The sequence below is a fragment of the Paenibacillus sp. P32E genome, assembly GCF_001909085.1.
GTDB classification, from domain to species: domain Bacteria; phylum Bacillota; class Bacilli; order Paenibacillales; family Paenibacillaceae; genus Paenibacillus_AQ; species Paenibacillus_AQ helianthi.
The window spans coordinates 132,567-155,524 of the sequence record NZ_LVYY01000024.1; the positions used below are offsets into that span (position 1 = coordinate 132,567).

General features: G+C 54.0%; 21 protein-coding genes and 1 pseudogene. 16 read left to right on the forward strand and 6 right to left on the reverse strand.

Annotated features, from left to right (window positions below):
- Positions 1-543: 543 nt before the first annotated feature.
- From A3848_RS20395 to A3848_RS20420, 6 genes and pseudogenes are all read left to right on the forward strand, one after another.
- A complete protein-coding gene (locus tag A3848_RS20395) occupies positions 544-1,656 on the forward strand; it encodes a sulfate ABC transporter substrate-binding protein (protein WP_074086882.1) in 1,113 nt (370 codons plus the stop codon).
- Positions 1,657-1,764: 108 nt separating this feature from the next.
- Complete coding sequence (cysT, locus tag A3848_RS20400) at positions 1,765-2,604, forward strand: sulfate ABC transporter permease subunit CysT (RefSeq protein WP_074086689.1); 840 nt, start codon at positions 1,765-1,767, stop codon at positions 2,602-2,604.
- A gap of 76 nt (positions 2,605-2,680) precedes the next feature.
- Positions 2,681-3,544, forward strand: coding sequence for a sulfate ABC transporter permease subunit CysW (gene cysW / locus A3848_RS20405; protein WP_074086883.1), 864 nt, complete (start codon positions 2,681-2,683; stop codon positions 3,542-3,544).
- Between the two features lie 99 nt (positions 3,545-3,643).
- A complete protein-coding gene (locus tag A3848_RS20410; protein ID WP_074086690.1) occupies positions 3,644-3,865 on the forward strand; it encodes a YezD family protein in 222 nt (73 codons plus the stop codon).
- A 149-nt stretch (positions 3,866-4,014) separates the two neighbouring features.
- The gene (locus A3848_RS20415; RefSeq protein ID WP_074086691.1) at positions 4,015-4,950 is read left to right on the forward strand and encodes a GNAT family N-acetyltransferase; all 936 of its coding nucleotides are present in this window, start codon (positions 4,015-4,017) and stop codon (positions 4,948-4,950) included.
- A pseudogene (locus A3848_RS20420) lies at positions 4,889-5,128 on the forward strand (sulfate ABC transporter permease subunit CysT); the annotation flags it as partial. The gene A3848_RS20415 and the pseudogene A3848_RS20420, both read left to right, overlap by 62 nt.
- Positions 5,129-5,378: 250 nt before the next feature.
- Here A3848_RS20420 and A3848_RS20425 read toward each other — a convergent pair.
- Positions 5,379-5,999, reverse strand: coding sequence for a sensor domain-containing protein (locus A3848_RS20425; protein WP_074086692.1), 621 nt, complete (start codon positions 5,997-5,999; stop codon positions 5,379-5,381).
- Positions 6,000-6,338: 339 nt separating this feature from the next.
- Positions 6,339-6,647: a hypothetical protein gene (locus tag A3848_RS20430; RefSeq protein WP_074086693.1), complete on the reverse strand. Its 309-nt coding sequence runs from the start codon at positions 6,645-6,647 to the stop codon at positions 6,339-6,341.
- Between the two features lie 333 nt (positions 6,648-6,980).
- Here A3848_RS20430 and A3848_RS20435 point away from each other — a divergent pair, with 333 nt between their 5' ends.
- Positions 6,981-7,613, forward strand: a complete 633-nt coding sequence (locus A3848_RS20435) for an NAD(P)-dependent oxidoreductase (RefSeq protein ID WP_074086694.1) — start codon at positions 6,981-6,983, stop codon at positions 7,611-7,613.
- A 130-nt stretch (positions 7,614-7,743) separates the two neighbouring features.
- Complete coding sequence (locus A3848_RS20440) at positions 7,744-9,501, forward strand: bifunctional ADP-dependent NAD(P)H-hydrate dehydratase/NAD(P)H-hydrate epimerase (RefSeq protein ID WP_074086695.1); 1,758 nt, start codon at positions 7,744-7,746, stop codon at positions 9,499-9,501.
- Between the two features lie 135 nt (positions 9,502-9,636).
- Here the strand turns inward: A3848_RS20440 and A3848_RS20445 are convergent, their stop codons facing one another.
- Both A3848_RS20445 and A3848_RS20450 read right to left on the reverse strand, forming a co-directional pair.
- Complete coding sequence (locus A3848_RS20445; RefSeq protein WP_074086696.1) at positions 9,637-10,092, reverse strand: hypothetical protein; 456 nt, start codon at positions 10,090-10,092, stop codon at positions 9,637-9,639.
- A 64-nt stretch (positions 10,093-10,156) separates the two neighbouring features.
- Complete coding sequence (locus A3848_RS20450; protein ID WP_074086697.1) at positions 10,157-11,056, reverse strand: SDR family oxidoreductase; 900 nt, start codon at positions 11,054-11,056, stop codon at positions 10,157-10,159.
- A gap of 169 nt (positions 11,057-11,225) precedes the next feature.
- Here A3848_RS20450 and A3848_RS20455 point away from each other — a divergent pair, with 169 nt between their 5' ends.
- From A3848_RS20455 to sdaAA, 3 genes are all read left to right on the forward strand, one after another.
- A complete protein-coding gene (locus A3848_RS20455; RefSeq protein WP_074086698.1) occupies positions 11,226-11,669 on the forward strand; it encodes a GNAT family N-acetyltransferase in 444 nt (147 codons plus the stop codon).
- A gap of 71 nt (positions 11,670-11,740) precedes the next feature.
- On the forward strand, positions 11,741-12,451 hold the full coding sequence (gene sdaAB, locus A3848_RS20460) for an L-serine ammonia-lyase, iron-sulfur-dependent subunit beta (protein WP_074086699.1): 711 nt from the start codon (positions 11,741-11,743) through the stop codon (positions 12,449-12,451).
- A complete protein-coding gene (gene sdaAA / locus A3848_RS20465; RefSeq protein WP_074086700.1) occupies positions 12,448-13,326 on the forward strand; it encodes an L-serine ammonia-lyase, iron-sulfur-dependent, subunit alpha in 879 nt (292 codons plus the stop codon). Before sdaAB ends, sdaAA begins: the two co-directional genes overlap by 4 nt.
- Positions 13,327-13,374: 48 nt before the next feature.
- Here sdaAA and A3848_RS20470 read toward each other — a convergent pair whose 3' ends face one another.
- Complete coding sequence (locus A3848_RS20470) at positions 13,375-13,677, reverse strand: hypothetical protein (RefSeq protein ID WP_074086701.1); 303 nt, start codon at positions 13,675-13,677, stop codon at positions 13,375-13,377.
- A gap of 70 nt (positions 13,678-13,747) precedes the next feature.
- Between A3848_RS20470 and A3848_RS20475 the strand changes: the two genes are divergently transcribed.
- On the forward strand, positions 13,748-13,939 hold the full coding sequence (locus tag A3848_RS20475; protein WP_020426781.1) for a YwbE family protein: 192 nt from the start codon (positions 13,748-13,750) through the stop codon (positions 13,937-13,939).
- A gap of 72 nt (positions 13,940-14,011) precedes the next feature.
- Here the strand turns inward: A3848_RS20475 and A3848_RS20480 are convergent, their stop codons facing one another.
- The gene (locus A3848_RS20480; protein ID WP_074086702.1) at positions 14,012-14,824 is read right to left on the reverse strand and encodes an HNH endonuclease; all 813 of its coding nucleotides are present in this window, start codon (positions 14,822-14,824) and stop codon (positions 14,012-14,014) included.
- Positions 14,825-15,032: 208 nt separating this feature from the next.
- On the opposite strand from A3848_RS20480, the gene A3848_RS20485 reads away from it, so the two are divergent.
- The 4 genes from A3848_RS20485 (at position 15,033) to A3848_RS20500 (ending at position 22,951) form a co-directional block, all read left to right on the forward strand.
- Positions 15,033-16,049, forward strand: a complete 1,017-nt coding sequence (locus A3848_RS20485; RefSeq protein WP_074086703.1) for a LacI family DNA-binding transcriptional regulator — start codon at positions 15,033-15,035, stop codon at positions 16,047-16,049.
- Positions 16,050-16,136: 87 nt separating this feature from the next.
- Entirely contained in the window at positions 16,137-17,477 is a 1,341-nt protein-coding gene (locus A3848_RS20490) for a glycoside hydrolase family 30 protein (protein ID WP_074086704.1), read from the forward strand.
- Between the two features lie 40 nt (positions 17,478-17,517).
- Positions 17,518-20,757 (forward strand): cellobiose phosphorylase, encoded by a 3,240-nt coding sequence (locus A3848_RS20495; RefSeq protein ID WP_074086705.1) that lies wholly within the window; start codon positions 17,518-17,520, stop codon positions 20,755-20,757.
- A gap of 1,240 nt (positions 20,758-21,997) precedes the next feature.
- Positions 21,998-22,951, forward strand: coding sequence for an ABC transporter permease (locus A3848_RS20500; protein ID WP_074086884.1), 954 nt, complete (start codon positions 21,998-22,000; stop codon positions 22,949-22,951).
- Positions 22,952-22,958: the final 7 nt, after the last annotated feature.

Sequence of the window (22,958 nt, forward strand, 5' to 3'; positions counted from 1 at the left end):
TCCCCCGGTTATTGCGGTACTTTCGGCTTTTTTTGAAAGATAAGGACTTATATGGTTCACGCTATAAATCATCCTTCTATTTCTCACTGAGAACGGATTCCGTCTCTTATAAGGATGGTAAAGCAGTTCCCCTTTGACCAATAAGATGTAGCAATAATATTACATTTACTGCTTCAATAACAAGTGGATCTTGCAGGAACCGCCGCCACTTGCAGCCGTCAGAACCGCCGCAAACCGACTTTCCGCTATTTTGAAAAAAAGGTTTGACAGTCTGATGAGGTTTCAGTATTATATTTTCATAACCCACTAAATGGGTAGGGATAATAGAATAAAGTTCTTACCGTACAGACGGAGGAACGCCCGCCAGTAGCTCGCAGACACGTGTCCACAGGACCGGTTTGACCTGCCATAAGTGGGCCTTCCTCCGTCTATTTTTGCTGAAATGCAAGGGGCAAGCAGGCTTATCGGAACTTCATGGGGTGTCACAAATAGAACGGCCAAGAGAAAAGGACAGGGGAGTGGCTTGTGATGAAGAAAGCTGTGATGAAGAAAGGGATCAAGAAGGGACTTATCACTGGTTTCACATTACTATTGACGGCAGGTCTTGCCGCTTGCGGCAACAATAATTCGAATAACGGGGCGGCCGCCCAGACAGATGCGCCAGCAGCAAGCAATGCGGCAGGAGCGGCTGAAGCTACCAAGGCACCGGCGAAAGATCCGGTAGAGCTGCTGAATGTATCTTATGACCCTACACGCGAGTTGTACGAGAATTATAACAAGGCGTTCTCTGCCTATTGGGAGAAGGAGACCGGCCAGAAGGTTACGGTTAAACAATCGCATGGCGGCTCCGGCGCACAGAGCCGGGCGGTCCAGGAGGGCCTGGAAGCGGATGTCGTTACCCTGGCCCTGGGCTATGACATTGACGCACTGAAGAATAAAGGGCTGATCAATGACGGCTGGGAAAGCAAATTCGAACATAACAGCTCCCCATACACCTCGACCATTGTGTTTCTTGTACGCAAAGGCAATCCCAAAGGCATTAAGGACTGGCCGGATTTGTTAAAAGAAGGTGTAGAGGTCATTACCCCGAACCCGAAAACATCCGGCGGCGCCCGCTGGAACTACCTTGCTGCCTGGGGTTATGCGCTTGATCACAACAATAATGATGAAGCTAAGGCGCAGGAGTTTGTCCAGGAGCTGTTCAAGCATGTGCCTGTGCTGGATACCGGGGCGCGCGGGGCAACAACGACCTTTGTAGAACGTGGAATCGGTGATGTGCTGATTGCCTGGGAGAATGAAGCCTACCTGTCGATTAAAGAGCTGGGCCCGGACAAATTCGAAATTGTTAACCCGTCCGAGAGCATTCTGGCCGAACCACCGATTGCCGTCGTTGACAAGGTTGTAGATAAAAGAGGTACCCGTGAGGTCGCAGAAGCCTACCTGAAATATCTGTATACCGAAGAGGGGCAAAAAATCGCTGCGGAGAACTACTACCGTCCGACCCTTGAGAGTGTAAAAGAGGAATACAAGGATAAATTCCCTGAGATTAAGCTGTTCACGCTGGCGGATAAATTCGGAACGTGGAAAGAAACGCAGGAAAAGCATTTCAATGACGGCGGAATCTTTGACAAGATCTATGTGCCTGGAGCCAAATAAGAGCGGGATGGGCGAAATACAGAAGAAATGGTAAGAGTTATGGCAAGCAGGCTTGTGCAGGGAAGCTGATCGGCTTACATGCCGAAGGCGGAAAGGGATGAATAGGTCATGAATGTCACCACTACGGCTGCGGTACGGCGCAAGGTGCTGCCGGGCTTCGGACTAACGATGGGCTACAGCGTACTCTATCTGAGTCTCGTCGTACTGCTGCCGCTATCGGCACTGCTGTTCAATTCGACAGGACTCAGCTGGGCAAAATTCTGGGATATCGCTACGGACCCGCGTGTTCTGGCTTCGTACAGGGTCAGCCTGAGCACTGCGGCAGCGGCAGCCTTAGCCGATGCTTTTCTGGGGCTGCTGCTGGCATGGGTGCTGGTGCGCTATGAGTTTCCGGGCAAACGGATCTTTGACGCCCTGATCGATCTGCCGTTTGCACTGCCGACAGCTGTAGCGGGTGTCTCCCTGACGGCGCTGTATTCACAGAATGGCTGGATCGGCTCCCTGTTGGAACCGCTGGGGCTAAGGATCGCATTTACCCCGCTCGGGATCACACTCGCACTGATGTTCATCGGCATTCCCTTTGTGGTCCGCACCGTACAACCGGTGCTGGAGGACCTCGACCGGGATATGGAGGAAGCTTCGGCAACACTGGGAGCGGGACGCTGGCGGACCTTCCGCAGCATCGTGCTCCCGGAACTGTTCCCGCCGCTGCTAACCGGCTTTGCGCTGGCGTTTGCCCGCGGGATCGGGGAATATGGCTCCGTGGTGTTCATCTCCGGCAACATGCCGATGCGCACGGAGATTGCGCCCCTGCTCATCATGTCCAAGCTGGAGCAATTCGATTATGCGGGGGCAACCGCAGTAGCGCTGCTGCTTCTGCTGATCTCTTTTCTGATGCTGCTCGTAATCAACACACTGCAGCGCTGGGCCCGCAAGACTTCACGGTGAGGAGGCTTTCGAGGCCAGTTTTGTACGAAGTAAACCTATGAAGCTTATGCTTACAAAACTTTCAGGAGGTGAAATCATGGCTGGTACTGTCCCTATGGCTGCTCCCAGGGCGCACCGGAGTGCAGCCTCCCCCGCAACGACGGAGTCCTCTGCCGTGAAATGGGTGCTGGTCGCTGCGGCCGCACTTGTGCTGTTCTGGCTGATTGCCCTGCCGCTGATTGTGGTGCTGACAGAAGCGCTGAAGCGGGGCTGGGATGTATTTCTGGCAGCGCTGACTGATCCTGATGCCGCTTCCGCTCTCCGGCTGACGCTGCTGGTTGCTGTGATTACCGTACCGCTGAATACACTGTTCGGGGTGATGGCGGCTTGGGCGGTGACCAAGTTCCGTTTTCGCGGCAAAGGGTTTCTGATTACGCTGATTGATCTGCCTTTTGCCGTATCGCCAGTCATTGGCGGACTTATCTTTGTGCTTGTATTCGGCTCTAATGGCTGGTTCGGTTCCTGGCTCAGCGCCCATGACATTAAGATTGTATTCGCCCTCCCCGGCATTGTGCTGGCCACACTGTTTGTGACCTTTCCATTTGTGGCCCGCGAGCTGATTCCGCTAATGGAGGACCAGGGCACGCAGGAAGAAGAAGCGGCTATCACACTGGGGGCGCATGGCTGGCAGATTTTCTGGCGGGTAACCCTGCCGAATATTAAATGGGGCCTGCTGTACGGGATTATCCTCTGCAACGCGCGGGCGATGGGGGAGTTCGGTGCGGTATCCGTTGTCTCCGGGCACATTCGGGGGGAGACGAACACGCTGCCATTGCATGTCGAAATTTTGTATAACGAGTATCAGTTTTCGGCTTCCTTCGCCGTGGCCTCCCTGCTGCTGTTGCTGGCTCTGGTAACGATGATCGTAAAAAGCTGGCTTACACGCAAAAATGCACATTGACAGCCCTTTTGATTCCATGCTAAGTTAAAACATAGTATACAGGTTGGTTATGACGGGATTGGTGGAGAATCCCCTGTCCGGGGAAAGGGAGGCTGGAGAATGGCTAAGCCGCTGAAAGTGGATGAGGTATGGCTTACGCGGATTGCGGAGCTTTTGGATGATATGGAATTCGGGTCCCTGCATATTGTGGTACACGAAGGACAAATTGTACAGATGGAGCGGACAGAACGCAAGCGTTTTGAGAACAGTACTGCAAATGCACGTTATAGTGGAGAGGCCGGAAGCCGGCGGACCGATTCCCGTTCTGCGGGGCGAGGATAGAAGCATAATGCAAGACCTTCATTCGAAATTCGAGTGGGGGTCTTTTTTCTTGCTCCAGGATGGTGGGAATTTTTCTATAATCATTTTATATATTGTAAACGGTTAATCTGATTGGTACTATTTGTTGCATGAACAAGGGGGAGTGTATTATGCGATTAAGCGATTGGTCTGTTGATACAATTATGTATGATTTATCGGGTGGATATTTGATCCGAAAGGCGGAGCCGGAAGAATGGGGAGTATTTTGCTCTGTATATTATAATATGCAGTATACCGGATTTTTTAGAGAAGAGGGCTTTGCGGGTTCGCGCAAAAATGCATTTTGGATTTATAAAGGGGAAACCAAAATAGGCGGAGTCAGAATGTCACCGAACGTGATTTACCATTTATTTTTTATCCCTCCGTTTAACGACTCCTTTGAGGTATTGAAGCAACTCAAGGAACTGTTGACACATTGGTCAGATCGGACTGAGCCTATCAGGACATATGAGGTTCTTCCGGATCAGGTTCAGTTATTTGCGAGGTCAGGCTTTTGGCCGGATGAGTTCAGATGCCGGTGGATGCAGCGTCCTACTGATCATTTTGAAGTGGTTTGGGATGACGATTTAAGAATTGAGAGTCCGGAAATTCTGGAAAATGGTCAAGGGACTAAGAGGTTCATTCTCGAAAATGAGATTGCCCATTGTGATTTTGATAGCTTTAGGGGAGGTTTTGAAGCGGTCAGGCGGAAAAAGTCCTCTTTAGAGGATTTTATCCCCCATGAAGATCCTAATTATGCTAATGAAATATTAGTTCAGGCCTCCACCCTGGTATTTGATAAGAATTCAGGTCAGCTTATTGCAAATTGCCGCCTATGCCTGCAGGATAACGTAGCGGCGGTATATAGTATTGGGGTTACACCTGCCCATAGAGGAAAAGGTCTGGCTACCCGCATGTTACAAAGGGCCTTAACGATTCTGAAAGATAAATATCCTCTGCTGAGATTGTATGTTATGGAAGGTAATGATGCGGAATCTGTGTATTTTAACCTTGGGTTTATGCCTGGTGTACAAGAGATACAGAATATGCGTATTCCTGAGAATTAGAAGTGGAAGAAATATGCCGATGCGCACGGAGATTGCGCCGCTGCTCATCATGTCCAAGCTGGAGCAATTCGATTATGCGGGGGCAACAGCAGTAGCACTGCTGCTTCTACTGATCTCTTTTCTGATGCTGCTCGTAATCAACACTCTGCAGCGCTGGGTCCGCAAGACTTCGCGGTGAGGAGGCTTTCGAAGCCAGTTTTGTCGAAGCTGATTCAAAGAAGCTTATGCTACAGTACTGCAAATGCACGTTATAGTGGAGAGGCCGGAAGCCGGCGGACCGATTCCCGTTCTGCGGGGCGAGGATAGAAGCAAGGCTTATCAAGAGGCACCTATCAATAAAAAGCGAAGGTCCATTCTGATTTTTTCAGAAAGATCTTCGTTTTTTCTTGCTGTCCACCTCTTTGCTCTCTCTGAAAAAGGGAGACGTATTATGTGCTGGATACCGTGTGCACCCATGCGGCGTATAACTGCCCAAGTTTCCGAAAGATCAACGGCAGTAATAAGGTTAACACTAATCCAATGCCAGCGGCTATCCAGGAGCGCTCGAACGATGACAAGTCGTACAGAAAGAGAAGCGGAGTGGTATCGGATGCGAAAAGATCAAAGGAGAACAGTCTGTCACTCACCAGATAGGCTAATGGAGACAGTAAAATCCCAAAGGCTGTAGCCGGCAGGACGATAGCCAATGTAAAACCGAGAATCCCTATGGGAAGCTGTGCTACGCTATAGATAAGTCCCCGGTATGTTGTTCCTTGACTAAGAAGTGTGAATAACGACCTTGGGCCATCCGTGCGCAGAGGTGCTGGACCGCCTGTATGTTCAGGCTGTTGATGATCTCCGCGAATCCAGTGATCCACCACTAGTTCTTCTTGTACCATCATTCTGCGGCACGCAGCAAGTGTTGCTGCCAGCAAGGGTAACCCAATCCATAATATGATCAGAGGCAAACTTACGCATATTCCCGTAACTGCAATTACAAATGCTAGGATTCCTTTTGGAAGAGACTTCATAAGCAGACTCCAGGATTTCATAAAGCTTTGTTTTTTCATTGTATTATTCTCTCCCCTTTACCGATCTTTTTTCAGTATAACTGGATATTCTTGTATGAGCACTAACCCCAAGTCTGAAAATCCGCCCGACTTTGGTCCAGTCTTTTGATGCTGCGCATAAAAAACGGAAAGCCTATAGCTCGCTTGAAGGTGGGGAGGAGAAACATTTCTACTCAGCCTCTGCTCCTGAGAGGAAACCGCCGGAATTGGAATACATTCAAGCCAGGCAAAAGAATCCAGATCCTCATAAGTGACCTGGACTGCAATATGCCTCGTGTAGACCTTTTATCAATGGAGGTAGGTTGTACTCCTTCTTCTGTGATTTCTATGCCTCCGCCCTTAGTAGCGTGGGGTGCGCCGTGGCGCGAAGATACCCTCAATAAGCAGAATGATTGCAGTAATAACGTGCATAATCCATCCGACCAAAGGAATTAAACCGACAACCGAGGTGATCACCCCGATTACATTCCCGATAAAAGGGCCACGCTCTTTCAACAGCAGGACTACGGCTACGGCATGCAGCAAAAAGGCAACACCCAGCGGCACCCAGGCATTAGCGACAACAAAAGCGCCCCCGATCAACGGCAGTGCCAGAAAAGCCTCATAAGCAAAGGTGCCCCACTTGAACAGTTTTCCTATTGGAGTCATGATTACTTCACCAAACCTTTCCACATCATAATATGATCTTATTCCAAAGTTACCCACGAGCATGGGCTTAGAATATTCGCAGCTTGCAAGTACGCTTATAAGAACAGGTTCTCTGAGTCATTGTACGTCGCACCACGGATAATGTTTCAACTCCTTGTGCATGGGATGGGCGTTCTTGCTTGGCAGTGGTGAGGTCATATATATTGGTAACAGAATAGCAGCCAGGATTTGCAGGTACTGTTCATCATGCCTGATTCGCAGGGAATGTTCCTGCGGCGCTAATATAGGGTAACCGTTTGGAGATACAGCAGGAGAAAGGGAGGCATTCAGGATATGGATGTTGTAGTTTTTGGGGCAACAGGAACGATTGGCAGAGCTATTGTGCAAGAAGCGTTAAAAAGAAAACATGAGGTCACCGCCGTAGTCCGGAATCCGGCCTCTTTAGAGCTGGAGCATGAGCGTCTGCATGTGGCCACCGCCGATATTCTGGACCCGGCGACGGTAGCGGAGGCAGTGCGCGGACATGAAGAGGTGATCAGCGCCTTTGGCCCCGCTGCCGGGCGGGAGAATGACCTGGTGCGTGCGGCTGAGAGTCTGCTGGAGGGTCTGCAGGCTGCCGGTCTTCAGCGGCTGCTTGTGGTTGGCGGAGCTGGAAGTCTGAAGACGGAGTCGGGTGAATGGCTCATGGATTCGCCGGGATTCCCGGAGAAGTTCCGTCCGCTTGCGGAAGCGCATGGACATGCCTATGAAATCTATAGCGGCTCTGCGCTCGACTATACGTACATCAGCCCGCCGGCCACGATCCGCCCGGGCCGCCGGACGGGACAGTTCCGTATCGGCCTGGACCGGCTGGTGGTGGATGAGAACGGGGACAGCAGTATCAGCGTGGAGGATTTTGCCGTAGCTGTTGTTGACGAACTGGAAGAGGGGAATTTCAGCCGCAACCGGTTTACGGTTGGGTATTGAGCCGGGTACAGGCTAACCGTGCAGAACCCGCTGCACCATATGAATAGGTGGCCTTCCGTGACCGGAGGGCTTTTTTTGAAAGATAAGAATTTTATGTTGTAAACAAAGCAATTAAAAAGGGGGCTGGGCTATGTATGTGGTAACTGCAGAGGAAATGCGGGAGCTGGACCGGCAGACCATTGAGCGGCTGGGTATTCCTGCAATCGCGCTGATGGAAAATGCCGGCAGGGCCATTGCGGAGGAGATCATCCGGTTCTGCCGGTACCAAGCCGGCGGAGGCGGTACCCCTGCTGCTTGGAATCAGGCAGGCGGAGCAAGCGAAGCTGCGGGTACGCGCGAGCTGGAGCGGGGAGATGCCGGCGCTGCGGGCAGGAGCCGGAACGGCGGAGCATATGGTCCAGGCGGACGGGGTGACGCCGGGGCACTGGGAAGCGGCGGCCCAGGGGTCCAGCCGCCGGGGTTCTCGGTCAGCGGCGATGCCGCGCTGACCTTGGAGCATGCCGGCGCCGAGCACTGGCTCGTGCTGGTCGGCAAAGGCAATAACGGCGGCGATGGCCTCGCCGCCGCCAGGCATCTGCGTGAGGCGGGTATCGCCGTCACGCTGGTGTATGCGGCCGCGCCGGAGTCGCTGGCCGGCGAAGCCGCGCTGCAGCAGAATGCTGCTGCAGCCATGGGCCTGCCCGCCGTAGTCTACGGCCGGGACCGGGTGGACTTTGCCGCATGCAGCGGCATCCTGGATGCGCTGCTCGGCACCGGCAGCGCGGGAGCCCCGCGCGGTGCCTATGCGGAGCTGATTGCCGCTGCGAACGGCAGCGGCAAACCGATTGTGTCCGCAGACATCCCGAGCGGGCTGGATGCGGACACAGGCCGGGCGCATGAGCCTTGCATTCATGCGGCAGTGACGGTCTGCCTCGCGTTCCTGAAGCGCGGGCTGCTGCAGTATCCCGGCGCAACGAGCGCCGGGCAGGTGGTGGTCCGCTCCATCGGCATCCCGGCTGCCTTGGCCCGGGAGAGCGGCATCCCGGCCAGCCTGCTGACGCCGGAGGTGCTAAGGACACGTCTGCAGGTCGACGTGTCGCGCCGCCGTTCGCCGGAGGGCCACAAGGGCACCTACGGGCATGTCCTGGTGGCGGCAGGAACCTTAAGCATGAACGGCGCTGGCCTGCTCGCTTCCCGCGCTGCGCTGCGCGCCGGCTGCGGCCTGGTGACCTGGGCGCTGCCAACGATGTTGCTTCCCTATGTCATCGGAGCGGCCCCGGAGCTGATGCTGGCAGCGGCCGGGGGAGAGAACGGAGCCTGGAGCGCCGGGACTGCCGCCGAAGTGCTGCGGCTCAGCAGCGGAAGAGATGTTACTGCCGTAGGACCGGGGCTTGGCCGGTTTGAAGGTGACGGGGAATGGCTGCGTGCGCTGTGGGAAGGCATCGAAGCCCCTCTCGTCATCGATGCCGATGCACTGAACATTCTGGCGGGCAGTGAGTACGGCTCCTGGGCAAGCCGCCGCCATCCGGTGATCCTGACACCTCATCCGGGGGAAATGGCCCGGCTGGCCCGGCTATCCACGGCTGAGGTGCAGCGGGACCGGATCGGTCTGGCGCTTACTTATGCCCGGGAGCACGGGGTTACCCTCGTGCTCAAAGGAGCCCATACAGTCATCGCAACACCTGAAGGTGAGGCTTATGTGAATATCACGGGCCATCCGGGAATGGGAACCGGCGGTGCGGGCGATGTGCTGACCGGCATCATTGCCGGATTACTCGCACAGGGGCTGAATGCCGCGCAGGCAGCGGCCTTTGGGGTCTATCTGCACGGGCTGGCGGGTGAGAGAGCTGCCCGCATGCGCCATGATCCGGCGGCGCTGACCGCCGGGGATATCATCGAGGCGCTCTGAGCCCGGAGGGCAGGGCGGTGTTATACGTTTGCAAGGCTCTAACGGTGCTGGGGTGTTCACAACACATCCCAACTCACTGTGCATTCGCGATGCGCAAATGCAGCCAAGCGGGGGGACATTCCCCCTAAGCGCAGCTTAGAACAGCACCAGGCAGAGCAGCGGGACAAACAGGGCAAATACCGGAAGCAGGAGCGGCTGCCGCTCTCCGGCCAGCTGTGCAAGCCGGAACAGCAGCAGAGCAAAAATTCCACCGATGCCGCAGGTTACCGCATCCCCTCCCTGTTCCGAGGCGATCCACAGGCCTGCGCCATAGCCGGCGGCCGCGTACAGGAGGAGAGCCGGGACGAGCGAAGTGGAGCGGAACACGCGCAGCAACGCATCCGCGACCAGCGCAGCCGGCAGTCCGTAGGCATAGATGGCGTAAGGTACTGAGGTTGGCCAGCCTTCCGGGATGCCATCGGTATGCGGGAATCCCAGCATCACGAGGGAGACCAGCATAAATGTCAAACCGGCGGCAGACAGTTTAGTTAATGCGTACATCCCTGCGCTTAGACGGACGGACGGAAGATTGTAATCCTTTATCTTGTTCATTTATTTAACATCCTTTCAGGGAAGTGAACACGGCTGCCGGGATCATCCATCCCACCGGCGGCTGTTAGCTTGTAACCATGTCCCCTCCGTTAACATGAATACAGGTTCCGGTGACATAAGAAGAATCGGGACCCGCTAAATAGACATAGGCTCCAGCCAGCTCATAGGGCTGGGCAGCCCGCTTGAATGGGGTGTCGCTACCAAAAACGCTGGTCTCTTCAGCGGAAAAGCTGGAAGGAATCAACGGGGTCCATACGGGTCCGGGAGCCACGCTGTTCACACGGATCCCCTGATCGGCCAGCGACAGGGCGAGCGAGCGGGTGAACGAGACAATCGCGCCTTTGGTAGATGAATAATCGATAAGGTCTTTTTTTCCCTGATAAGCCGTAATAGAAGCTGTATTGATGATTGTTGCCCCGCGTTCCATATGCGGAAGTGCAGCCTGTGTCAGGAAAAAGAACGGGAAAATATTCGTGCGGTACGTCTCGTAGAGCTGTGCTTCCGAGATATCCAGCAGGCTCTGCTGCGGATACTGCACACCATGATTGTTGACCAGGATGTCCATTTTGCCGAAGGTCTGCACGGTATGTTCCACCGCCTGAGTACAGTTTGCTTTATACCGTAAATCCGTCTGAATCCTCAGGCAGCGTTGCCCCAGCTCTTCAATACGCCGCTGTGTGGCTTCCGCATCCGAAGCTTCGTATAAGTAGGCAATGGCGACGTCGGCCCCTTCTTTGGCAAAAGCGATCGCAGCGGCTTTACCGATCCCGCTGTCTCCGCCTGTGATGAGTGCCACTTTGCCGCTCAGCTTCCCGCTGCCGCGGCTCTCCTTGTTCTCGCTGATGGGCCGGGGCTGCATCAGACTCTCCAGGCCCGGCTGGCGGTCCTGGTGCTGCGGGGGAAAGCTTATAGGCTGCACACGGCAGACCGTACGTTCCCCGTAATAGGGGTAAACAGGATTCATTAGCGACACTCCTCAGGTGCGTTCTGGTTTCCTGTATATTTTTATGCATGCGCCCAGAAAAGCGTGCGGCTATGCTGTCTCTTGGCAGACTGACTCTGGAAGAGCTCGCCGTGATATGCCAAGGTGCTTATTCATACATACGAAATACAAATGGAAATGGGGACAGAGAATGAACTACAGACCTATGATTGCCGGTGATTATGAAGCCGCATATCAGTTATGGGAGAATACGCCGGGAATGAACCTAAGCGCTGCGGATTCCCGGGAAGAAATTCTCCGCTATCTGGAGCGTAACCCCGGAATGAGCCAGGTCTGCGAGTACGAAGACGGCACGCTTGCGGGTACGGCGTTGTGCGGACATGACGGACGCAGGGGATATATGTATCATGTCGCGGTCAGCGGAGACAGCCGCGGCAGGGGAATCGGCCTTGGAATGGTTTCGCGTTGTCTGGACAAACTGCTGCAGGAGGGTGTCGATAAATGTCATCTGATGGTGATCGAGGGTAACAGCCCCGGCCGCAGCTTCTGGGCTGGGATCGGGTGGCAGGAACGGGAGGGTATTCTCCTGTTCTCCCGGAATACTCTTCACGTAACAGATAATGTCATGGTGTAGCTTTTACGCGGCTGCAGTATAATATAGAAGTGAAGTATATTGTCGAATTTTGATAGGTGGAGATCTGAACAATGCGGTTCAAAGATGTATTCTCAATTATCGGTCCGGCCATGGTCGGGCCTTCCAGTTCGCATACAGCAGGCGCGGCGAGGATCGGCAGGGCTGCCCGGCAGGTGCTGGGTGAGCCGGCGTCTGAGGCCGAGGTGACGTTTTTCGGCTCTTTTGCTGCGACGTATCAAGGGCATGGAACAGACCGGGCGATTGCCGGGGGGCTGCTGGATTTCGCTACGGACGACTCCCGTCTGCCCGATTCCATCGAGCTCGCAGAAGAGGCGGGGATGGCTATTTCCTTCGGTCAGGGAACGGGGCTCTTCCCTCATCCCAATACAGTACGGCTGCGTTTGACGGGTGCTCAGACGGGAACGGAATTAACGCTGACGGGGATATCCATCGGCGGCGGAAATATCGAAATTGTTGATATAGACGGATTCGGAGTGAAGCTTACAGGAATGTATCCCACGGTGCTGATTCATCATATGGATTACCTGGGGGTGCTCGCCAGTGTTACGGATGTCATGCGCAGGGGCCAGTTCAATATCGGGCATATGTCGCTGGACCGGAAAAACCGCAGCGGTGCGGCTCTGACGGTGCTGGAGCTGGATGAAGCTGCGACGCCGGAGCTGCTGCATGAGCTGAGTGCTCTGCCTGCCGTCCAATCCGTCAAAGTGGTGGATCTGAATGAAACTCTGCAAGAACAGAAAGGGAAGGACAACACACGATGAATTTTCAAACCTTAAGCCAGCTGGCTGTATTATGCGAAGAACGGGGAATGGGTATCGGCGCCTTGATGCTGGAGGAGCAGAGCGAAGAATCCGGACGGTCCAGGGAACAGGAATTTGCTACCATGAGCCAGTATTATGGCGTGATGAAAGAAGCCGTCCACCGCGGCATGACTGAGGATACCACTTCGCGCAGCGGGCTGACCGGTCTGGACGCCCAGCGGGTCGCCGCCTACAACGCAGCGGATGAGCCTTGTCTTGGCGGACCTGCCGGTCAGGCTATGGCCTATGCGCTGGCTGTATCGGAGGTCAATGCGTCCATGGGACGCATTATCGCCACACCGACAGCCGGCTCCTGCGGAATTATTCCCGGCGTCTTTCTGAGCTGCCAGGAGCGTTTCGGCTGGGATGATGACTATATGGTATCCGGTCTGTTCGCCGCCGGAGCCATAGGGTATGTGATTGCCAATAATTCGTTTGTCTCCGGTGCGGAGGGCGGTTGCCAGGCCGAGGTTGGCTCGGCTATCGGAATGGCAGCGGGAGCACTCACTGAACTGCGCGGAGGAACCCCGGCGCAAGCCGTGCATGCCGTTGGCCTCGCGCTCAAAAATACACTGGGGCTGATCTGTGACCCTGTTGGCGGACTTGTGGAGATTCCCTGCATCGTGCGCAACGGCTTCGGAGCCGTTACGGCGCTGGCCGCCGCCGATATGGCATTGGCCGGGGTGCGCAGCGTGATTCCATCCGACGAGGTCATCAAGGTCATGCTTGAGGTTGGCTCTGCCATGCCGGAGAAGCACCGGGAGACGGCTGGGGGCGGACTGGCCCAGACCCCAACCGGGCGGAAGATTATGAAGGATCTGAAGAATAAGAAATAATCCGCAGCTTGTAGTATAGACATAGAAGCATATGTGCTCATCTGTGGATCAGAGCATATGGAACCTTTCGAGCTGCTCCCATTGCCCCTCCTGCCGGAGAATTTCCGGCTGCTTCGGTCCCATAAGATCGAAATGCGGGAAAGGTTTGCGGTTATGAATGTACCGGGACGGCAGCCCATGCTGCTCGCACCAGCTGTGCAGGCGGTCCAGATTGCTGCAGCCGACTTTGGTTACTGTGGTCATCCCCGGAAATCGCGGGTCCAGCCAATAATGGGTCAGGAAGGCGATCTCTCCTGCGGAGACCGCCTGTTTCCAGCGGGTCAATTCTGCTCTATTAATACCGAAGGCCATTGTTGTCTCATCCTTATCCTTAATCTGAAATATAGTAACTCCATTATAACTTAAGAAAGGGGAGTGCATCATGAACGGACAAGTTAGAGCGGATATCCGTGCCGGGCTTGAGGTGGATATTGTGCTGAAGCAGGATCAGGCTACCGGCAAACTTACGCATGGCGTAGTCAAAGATATATTAACCAACTCGCCCCGCCATCCGCACGGTATCAAGGTACGGCTGGCTGACGGTCAAGTCGGACGGGTCAAACATATTACGTAAACTACAGTAGCGCTCCCGGCCCTTGGCTGCCGTTCTCATGAACAGCATATTCCTGAGCCGGGAGCGCTTTTTTTAGCGCCCCATGAATTCCTCCACGTACTGGTCGGCTTTGGTCTGGTTGCACAGATTGCAGGCGCAGACGCAGTTATCCGGCGTAGTGTGGCCTCCTTTGGCACGCGGCAGCAAATGATCAATGGTATCTCCGTACAAGCCGCAGAAATGGCAGGTATAATTGTCCCTGGTCAGAATAAATACGCGGAAATCCTTATTACTGTATATTCTGCGGATTGTGCGGCGGTTTACCACTACAGCGGCATGCTCTCTGACGAGTGTTACGGCAAGCTCCAGGTCGATTTCCTGATGCCAGCGCCGGCCCTTGTCGCTGTGGCCCCTCATGAGAATCATGCCTTTGGATGACGGGATGAGTGCAGATGCATCCTGAGGATCTGGCTTCGGTCCTCTAATCTGTGGAGCCTTACGACGGGGGTCGGCCCCGCGTGGCCGCGCTTTGCCCTTGATCCCGTGTGCCGGAGGGGCTGCTTGGCCTTCCTTGGAGCGTTCTGGCGGGGAAGCCTTATGGGCTCCAGGCACAGCGGACTTGGAAGCTGAAGCAGCCGGGGCCGGGGGGAGCGGATATCGCGTAAGCACGAGCGTATCGGTCAATCCGGAATCGGAGATCACGGTGGCTGCAGTCACTGCGGCTACTTTTCCCCGAACAGCGGGCTTGGGTTTATGCGCCAGAAGTTCCTTGCGGCACTCCCGGCAGGCACCGCGGCGGGACTGGCCCTTGGAGCGCTTGCCTGTGCGCCTGCGGAATTCAGTTAGAGGTTTATACTGCTGACAGTAGGCGCATTGTTTGGTTAATGGCTGCTGGGTATCGGTCATAGGTATGTGTGGAAGGCCGTCATAACTGCCTGTCCATTCCCCTTCTTTTTTATGGTAGCTTTAGTATAACGCAAAGTGTGGTGAATCACACAGCAGGCAGGGTAAGGTGCAGATCTCCTAATTTCTGCTGGACGGCGGCGCCCAAAGGCGTTAGAATGGCAGTGAATATAAAAGGGCTTTCATTTGGGGCCGGCGGGAGTGAACCGGATTGACAACGATTTATGATATTGCCAAAAAAACCGGCTACTCGCCAACCACAGTGTCCAAGGCGTTCAATAATTATTCCGATGTGCGGGAGAAGACCCGCCAGGACATTCTGCGGGCGGCTCAGGAAATGGGGTATTTGCCCAACTCGCATGCCCGTACCTTGACCACCAAGAAGTCATGGACTATCGGTGTGCTGTTTGTGGAGGAGACCGGTGCGGGGATCCGCCATCCATTTTTCAGTGCGGTCATTGAGAGTTTCAAGCAGGTTGCGGTAGCCAAAGGCTATGCGCTGATGTTTATTTCCAAGGATGTTGGCGGCAAGCAAAGCGGATATTTGGAGAATTGCCGGATTCGCGGGGTGGATGGGGTTGTGGTCTTCCTATCCGACTATGACGACCCTTATTTTCTGGAACTGCTCGAAAGTGATATTCCTACGGTTATTCTGGACTATGATACGGCGCAGTCGCATACGGTGTGCTCGGATAATATGGCAGGAGCGCAGCTCGCAGTGAATTACCTGGCGTCTTTGGGTCACCGGCGGATTGCTCATATTTCCGGAGGCGGGAACTCTTTTCCGGGAAGCCAGCGCGAGTTGGGATACATAGCGGCCATGGAACTGCAAGGGCTTGAGGTGCGGGACGGCTACATCGCTGAGGGAGCTTTTTTTTCAAGGGAAAGCGGTTATGCTGCAATGCTGAAGCTGCTTGAGCTAGTGGAGCGGCCGACAGCTGTGTTTGCTTCAGGTGACCTGCTGGCACTGGGCGCGGTGATGGCAGCCAAAGATAAGGGCTTCTCTGTACCCTCAGATATTTCAGTCATCGGGTATGATGATATCGAGCTTGCTGCCTATGTATCGCCTGCACTGACGACCATCCGGCAGGATACGGAAAAGCTCGGGACCCGGGCGGCGGAGATTCTGCTCGCTTCCATCGACGGTAAAGGACAAGAGAAGGAAGCACTGATGCTTCCTGTAGAGGTAGTGGTGCGGGACTCCTGCGCGCCGCCGGGCGGGGAATAAAGAGGCTCCGCCGGGTGCGCATTTTTTTTCGAAATAATCGAAACCGGTTTCGATTATCATATAAGCATAAAAAAGGAGCTGGATGAAATGACAAAGGCACGCACAGTGGTAACTGCCAGGGATACGGGAGAACGCTTAAGTCCCAGAGAGGCGATCGTATTCAGAGCCCGCACAACCAAAGAGCACGCAGATGTGCAATTGCAGCCGGAGCAGGAGTTTCAGCAAATGCTTGGTTTTGGCGGCGCTTTCACGGAGGCGGCGGCCTATACCTTGTCCCGGATGAGCCCCGGGAAGCGGGCGGAGGTCATCCGGAAGTATTTTCATCCTGAAGAAGGATTGAACTACAGCATGGGGCGTGTGCATATCCACAGCTGCGATTTTGCGCTCGGAAATTATACCTATGTGCAGGAGGGAGATACGGAGCTTGCGACTTTTGATATTTCCCATGACCACAAGTGGGTGCTTCCGCTGATCAAAGATGCGATGGAGGTGCGAGGCGGCCCCTTCACGATGCTGGCTTCCCCCTGGAGCCCCCCGGCCTGGATGAAGACCAATGGGGAGATGAACAACGGCGGTTCGCTGAAGCCGGAGTACGCAGCAGTCTGGGCGCGGTATTATACCAAATTCATTGAGGCCTACCGCAAGGAAGGCATTCCGGTCTGGGCTGTCTCCGTGCAGAATGAGCCGGCAGCCGTACAGACCTGGGATTCCTGTATATACAGTGCGGAAGAGGAACGGGATTTTGTCAAAAACCATCTGGGCCCTGTGATGCATGAGGCGGGATTGGCAGATGTGAACATCGTTATCTGGGACCACAACCGCGATATCATGGTCGAACGCGCCTCTACCGTGTTGTCCGACCCGGAAGCTGCCCGGTATGTATGGGGTACAGGCATTCACTGGTACGGCGGCGAGGAATTCGATAAGGTGGCCAAGGTGCACGAGCTTTTCCCGGATAAGCATCTGCTGTTCACAGAAGGCTGCCAGGAGGGTGGTGTGCGTCTGGGCGAATGGTTCACGGGTGAACGCTATGGACGGAATATGATTGGTGACCTGAATGCCTGGACCGAAGGTTACCTGGACTGGAATCTGGTGCTCGACGAGACCGGAGGGCCAAATCATGTGGGCAATCTCTGCGATGCTCCGGTGATTGCCGATACCACTTCCGATGAGGTGCATTACAACAGCTCGTATTATTACATCGGGCATTTCAGCAAATTCATTGTTCCCGGCGCTGTGCGCATTGGCCTGGATTCAGCCGCCGAAGGCGTTCTGGCTACTGCATTCCGCAATCCGGACGGCAGCTTCGCCGTTGTCCTCATGAACGAGGGGGAAGAGATGCGCAGCGTGACTCTGGGGCTTGGCGATGAGCTGGCCGCATGCGAGCTGCCGCCGCACTCCATTGCAACACATCTCATTTTTTCATAATGCGTTCATCGCTGCAGTTTAATTTGAAGGAGGCAAATGTATGAGCCAATATTATTTTGATTCCGGCAACTTTGTGATTGAGCAGTTTCATGAGGGCAAGCCATTCGCGAGCTTTCTGCCCGGGCTGGCCGGACTGAAGGGCATTCCGATGTGGACCTTTTATGTGAACCGGGGCCAGGGAATTTCCAGCTTCGGGGTACGCGATAAAAACTCACCGATTATGGAGTTTTCACCGGCAAATATTTCTTACAAGAACGTAGCTTCGTCCGGCTTCCGTACATTCATCAAGATAAAGGGTACTCCGGAAATATATGAGCCGTTCCAGTCGGCACGGCCTGATTCCGATGCAAAACGCAAGATGACGATTCTTCCAAACGGGCTGAGGATTGAGGAATCCCATACGGGCTACGGATTAAAAACAACCGTCCACTATTTCAATCTGCCGAATGACGACTATGCGGCGTTGGTCCGGCGCGTAGAAATCGAAAATATTAGCGGCGGCGAGCTTGAACTGGAGCTTCTGGACGGTCTGCCGGAGATTTTGCCGTACGGTGTAGAAAACAGCGGGTACAAGGAGATCGGCAACCTGCTGCGCAGCTGGATGGAAGTATATAATCTGGACAACGGTATTCCGTTCTACAAGCTGCGCTCCAGCACCAATGATGATGCGCAGGTCAGCGAAATCCGAAGCGGGCATTTCTATCTGTCCTTCACAGCAGAAGGAGAGCGGCTGGCATCGGTTGTGGACTTTGAGACGGTGTTTGGGGGCAATACTTCCCTAGGTTTTCCGGAGCGTTTTGCTGGTCTGCAGCTTGCAGAACTGCTGGCACAGCCCCAGTATCCCGTCAACAAGGTTCCCTGCGGCTTCAGCGGCACGGCGCGGACGCTCACTCCGGGCAGCAGGCTGACATTAAATTCCATCATTGGGCATGTGAACGACATCGATAAAATCAACCGGAAAGCGGCAGCCCTCTGCCGCGATGAATACATTACGTCCAAAGCCCGGGAAGCGGCCAGCCTGACCGGCGAGCTGACCGCGGATATTGCTACCCGCACCGCTTCGCCAATATTTGATGCGTACTGCCGGCAGTCCTATCTGGATAATTTCCTGCGCGGCGGCTATCCGTTTATTTTCGACAATGGAGGAGAAGGCTTTGTCGTGCACCTGTTCTCGCGCAAGCACGGCGACATGGAGCGTGACTACAACTTTTTCTCGCTGGCACCGGAGTATTACTCGCAGGGCAACGGGAATTTCCGTGATATGAACCAGAACCGGCGCAATGATGTCTTCTTCAATCCCCGGGTCGGCAGCTTCAACATCAAAATGTTCTACAGCCTGATTCAGGCGGATGGCTACAATCCGCTGAGTGTACAGGGGACCACCTTTGAAATTCTGCCGGGCAAGTCGCCGCAGCTTGCGGAATGGATTCATGGGGCGGCTGCCGATCATCAGGAGGAGCTGGTGAAGCTCTGCGCGGGCCGTTTCACTCCCGGACGCCTGATCAATTATATTGCTGACCATGATGTTACATTAAAGGCGAGTGAGCAGGATTTTCTGAGCGGGGTACTGGCCTTATCGCAGCAGAATATTGAGGCCGCCTTCGGAGAAGGATTCTGGTCGGATCACTGGACCTACAACCTCGATCTGGTAGAGGGCTATCTGGATATTTTCCCGGAATGCAGACAGGAGCTGCTCTTCGGAGATGAGAGTTATGCGTTCTATGACAGCCCGGCCTATGTACTGCCGCGCAGCGAGAAATATGTGCTGAGTGATGGCAGAGTACGTCAATATGGTGCTCTTCTGGAGGATGAGGAGAAGCTGCATCTGCTGAAGCGAAAGGCTTCGGAGACGCACTGGCTCCGTACCCAAGGCGGAAATGGAGACATCTACCGTACCAGCCTGTTCGTGAAGATGCTGTCGCTGGCCTTGAACAAATTTGCCACATTGGACCCTTATGGCATGGGCGTGGAGATGGAGGGCAACAAGCCGGGCTGGAATGACGCTATGAACGGACTGCCGGGGTTATTCGGTTCAGGGATGAGCGAGGCGTTTGAGCTGAAGCGGATGATCGTCTTTTTGCTGGAGGTTCTGGAGAGCAATGTGCAGGGGACTGGAACTTCGGAATTAGCCGCCAAGCTTCCTGCGGAAATGTCCCTGTTGCTGGAGCAGGTGCACAGTGCGACAACCGCTGTTCTGGCAGGAGAGCTTGCGCAGTTTGAATACTGGAATACCGTATCGTCCGCACGTGAGTCCTATCGGGAGCGTATCCGCTTTGGTATCACCGGGGAAGAGCGGCAGGTAACGCTTGCAGTGATTCTTGAGGCGCTGGGCAAATTCTTGCGCAAGATCGATATCGGGATTAATCTTGCAGTCGAACTGGGCGGCGGTCTGACCCCGACCTATTTCCGCTTTGAGGCTACGCGGTTTCAGGCGGTGACCGACGAGGCCGGCCAGCCGGTAATCAGCGGTTATGGTCTGCCCAAGGCGGTGGTGGAAGCGTTCGAAGCCTTCCCGCTGCCGTACTTTCTGGAGGGGCCGGCCCGCTGGCTGAAGACGCTGGACAATGAGGGCGAGGCCCGGGATATTTATAACCGGATCAAGCAAACGGAGCTGTATGATCCGGTTACGTCGATGTACCGCACATCGGTCTCTTTGGATAAGGAGTCCAATGAAATCGGACGGATGCGGGCGTTCACTCCGGGCTGGCTGGAGCGGGAGTCCAACTTCCTGCACATGTCCTACAAATATTTGCTGGAGCTGCTAAAGGCGGGGCTCTATGAGGAATTCTACGGGGAATTGAGAACCTCGCTCATCCCTTTCCTCGACCCTGCAGTATATGGACGGAGTACCCTGGAGAACTCCTCCTTCATTGCCACGGGCGGCAATCCCGATCCGGGCACGCACGGCAGGGGATTCGTCGCCAGACTTAGCGGTTCCACCGCAGAGTTCCTGAGCATGTGGCGGACGATGATGGCCGGAAGCCGCATGTTCTCGGTGGTAGACGGGGAACTGGCCTTGTCTTTTGCCCCGGCGCTTCCGGGCTGGCTGTTTGATGAGCAGGCGGAAGTATCCTTCACTTTCCTGGGAAAGACGCGGGTGACCTATCACAATCCGCGCCATCTGAACACCTTCGGTGAGGGAGGGGCTTCCATCCGGAGCCTGGCGCTAACCTACCGTGACGGCACCGTGAGCCGGATCTCCGGTTCGCTGCTGCGCGGTACGGAGGCCGAGGCGCTGCGCCGGGGCGATATCATCGAAATCCGGGCGGTGCTGGAGTAACGGACCCACCCAGGCTTGCAAAACGGGCTGTAAACTAAGTGAAACAACATTGAGTAGAAGTAATGAGTAGAAGTAGTGAGTAGAAGTAGTGAGTAGAAGTAGTGAGTAGAAGTAGTGAGTAGAAGCAATGAGTAGAAGTAGTGAGTAGAAGTAGTGAGTAGAAGTAGTGAGTAGAAGTAGTGAGTAGAAGCAATGAGTAGAAGCAATGAGTAGAAGTAGTGAGTAGAAGTAATAAATGGTAGAAATACAGTAGTATGAGCAGTAACTATATAAGCTGAGTTTAAGAATGATTGCATGCTGAATGGTGAGATTCCTTGTAGACCAAGGGTTTCGCCATTACAGCAAGTTAGGCTCTTAAGTTTAATCTATATAGTTTCAGTAACTGGCTAGCAATAATGGTTAGTACAAGGAACCGGCAGGAATCGCAAGTAACCTAAGTAACCATAAGGAACCACTGACGCCAGTGCTCCATCAGGAGAAAGGCTCCTTGTTCAATGGACGGATTCTAGGTGGAATTTCTACAACTAATTAGTCTAAATCAGCCGCACAGCAACGTTTAGTTGGATTTCCTCCACCTAATCCGGGCAGCATCAGCTGTTTTCGCTCAAACTGTCCGGATTAAGTATCCTTTCTCCAACATACGATGATCTGCTAGTCGTTTCACTCAGGTTAGTGTTACTTTTTCCAATTAAGCAGGCTGGTAAGTAAGAGGCCATCATAGCAACTGAAGCAGCCTTAGCCACCAGCCACCACTGAATCCTAGAACGGCGAGATGGCCAAGGCTCAGGGTGGACAGTGAAGGCAAAGAGAGGCTGAAAAGGCTGAGCAGGCCTCTCTTTGCCCCTCACTCCGCCTGATTTTCTATTTCATTTGAACTTTGAAACCCGCTTAAGGGTGAAGCAGCGGAGGGGAAGTTTGGAACTGGAGGAGCGCTAGCGTCCGCCTTTATGTCTGGATTTCTACCGCGAGCAGCGGTTTCAATCAAAGAAATCCAAACATAACAGCGGCCGGAAGTCCAAACATTCCCCGCAGTTGCGCCCGATCCTTAATCCAGGCTTTCACCTTCAAATCATATAGCCGAAAAATCAGCCCCCAAATACGAAATCTGGACCCTTACAGCCCCATCCGAAAATCGATACAATAAACACATGGAACTGTAAGCGCTTCATATAAATACAGACAGATAGATTTTGGAGGCCATAGGATGGATAACAAAAGAAGCACCCAAGTAAATCAGGCGATGCAGCCGCTTCTTTCGCCAAAAATCGAAACCGGTTCAGGTCGAAAAAGCTCGCTTTGGAGGAGATTGCTGGTCCAGCGCCATTTACAGACAATGGCCCTGCTCGGCGTGGTCTGGATGATTATTTTCAACTACATTCCAATGTACGGGCTGATTATTTCCTTCAAGGATTACAACATTGTGAAATCCATAGCTGAAGCCCCCTGGGTGGGGTTGACGCATTTCCGGGAGTTCATGGATGACGAGGATCTGGTCAATGTCATCAAGAATACACTGGGCATCAGTTTGATCAAGCTGCTGATCGGTTTCCCGCTTCCGATTATTTTCGCTCTGTTTCTGAACGAGGTCCGTTCCTTAAGGTACAAAAAAACGATTCAGACCATTTCGTATCTGCCGCATTTTCTCTCCTGGGTGGTACTGGGCGGCATTCTGGCAACATGGCTTGCGGATGTGGGAATTGTGAACAACATTCTACTGTCGCTGCATCTGATTGATCAGCCGATTACCTATCTCGCCGAGCCCAGCTATTTCTGGACGATTATCATTTCCTCCGACATCTGGAAGGAGCTTGGCTGGTCCGCAATCATCTACCTGGCAGCCATCTCCGGGGTCTCTCCGGAAATGTATGAAGCAGCGACGATTGACGGAGCCGGACGATTCCAGAAAATGTGGTTTGTCACGCTGCCGGCGATTAAATCGACAATCAGCATTCTTTTCATCCTGGCAGTCAGCGGTGTGCTGAACTCCAACTTTGACCAGATTCTGGTGTTGCGCAATTCGCTCAATGACAGCGCCAGCAACGTAATCGACTATTACATCTACTATACAGGTATAGTCTCCAACCGCTTCTCCTACTCTGCGGCGGTCACCCTGATCAAGGCGGTCATTGCACTGATTCTACTGCTAATTGCCAATCAGGTATCCAAAAAAATCAACGATACGTCGCTGTTCTAGACAAGGA

Coding starts and splice junctions, on each gene's coding strand:
- A3848_RS20395 (WP_074086882.1), top strand. CDS start 544: ATGAAGAAAGGGATCAAGAAGGGACTTATCACTGGTTTCACATTACTA.
- cysT (WP_074086689.1), top strand. CDS start 1,765: ATGAATGTCACCACTACGGCTGCGGTACGGCGCAAGGTGCTGCCGGGC.
- cysW (WP_074086883.1), top strand. CDS start 2,681: ATGGCTGGTACTGTCCCTATGGCTGCTCCCAGGGCGCACCGGAGTGCA.
- A3848_RS20410 (WP_074086690.1), top strand. CDS start 3,644: ATGGCTAAGCCGCTGAAAGTGGATGAGGTATGGCTTACGCGGATTGCG.
- A3848_RS20415 (WP_074086691.1), top strand. CDS start 4,015: ATGCGATTAAGCGATTGGTCTGTTGATACAATTATGTATGATTTATCG.
- A3848_RS20425 (WP_074086692.1), bottom strand. CDS start 5,999: ATGAAAAAACAAAGCTTTATGAAATCCTGGAGTCTGCTTATGAAGTCT.
- A3848_RS20430 (WP_074086693.1), bottom strand. CDS start 6,647: ATGACTCCAATAGGAAAACTGTTCAAGTGGGGCACCTTTGCTTATGAG.
- A3848_RS20435 (WP_074086694.1), top strand. CDS start 6,981: ATGGATGTTGTAGTTTTTGGGGCAACAGGAACGATTGGCAGAGCTATT.
- A3848_RS20440 (WP_074086695.1), top strand. CDS start 7,744: ATGTATGTGGTAACTGCAGAGGAAATGCGGGAGCTGGACCGGCAGACC.
- A3848_RS20445 (WP_074086696.1), bottom strand. CDS start 10,092: ATGAACAAGATAAAGGATTACAATCTTCCGTCCGTCCGTCTAAGCGCA.
- A3848_RS20450 (WP_074086697.1), bottom strand. CDS start 11,056: ATGAATCCTGTTTACCCCTATTACGGGGAACGTACGGTCTGCCGTGTG.
- A3848_RS20455 (WP_074086698.1), top strand. CDS start 11,226: ATGAACTACAGACCTATGATTGCCGGTGATTATGAAGCCGCATATCAG.
- sdaAB (WP_074086699.1), top strand. CDS start 11,741: ATGCGGTTCAAAGATGTATTCTCAATTATCGGTCCGGCCATGGTCGGG.
- sdaAA (WP_074086700.1), top strand. CDS start 12,448: ATGAATTTTCAAACCTTAAGCCAGCTGGCTGTATTATGCGAAGAACGG.
- A3848_RS20470 (WP_074086701.1), bottom strand. CDS start 13,677: ATGGCCTTCGGTATTAATAGAGCAGAATTGACCCGCTGGAAACAGGCG.
- A3848_RS20475 (WP_020426781.1), top strand. CDS start 13,748: ATGAACGGACAAGTTAGAGCGGATATCCGTGCCGGGCTTGAGGTGGAT.
- A3848_RS20480 (WP_074086702.1), bottom strand. CDS start 14,824: ATGACCGATACCCAGCAGCCATTAACCAAACAATGCGCCTACTGTCAG.
- A3848_RS20490 (WP_074086704.1), top strand. CDS start 16,137: ATGACAAAGGCACGCACAGTGGTAACTGCCAGGGATACGGGAGAACGC.
- A3848_RS20495 (WP_074086705.1), top strand. CDS start 17,518: ATGAGCCAATATTATTTTGATTCCGGCAACTTTGTGATTGAGCAGTTT.
- A3848_RS20500 (WP_074086884.1), top strand. CDS start 21,998: ATGCAGCCGCTTCTTTCGCCAAAAATCGAAACCGGTTCAGGTCGAAAA.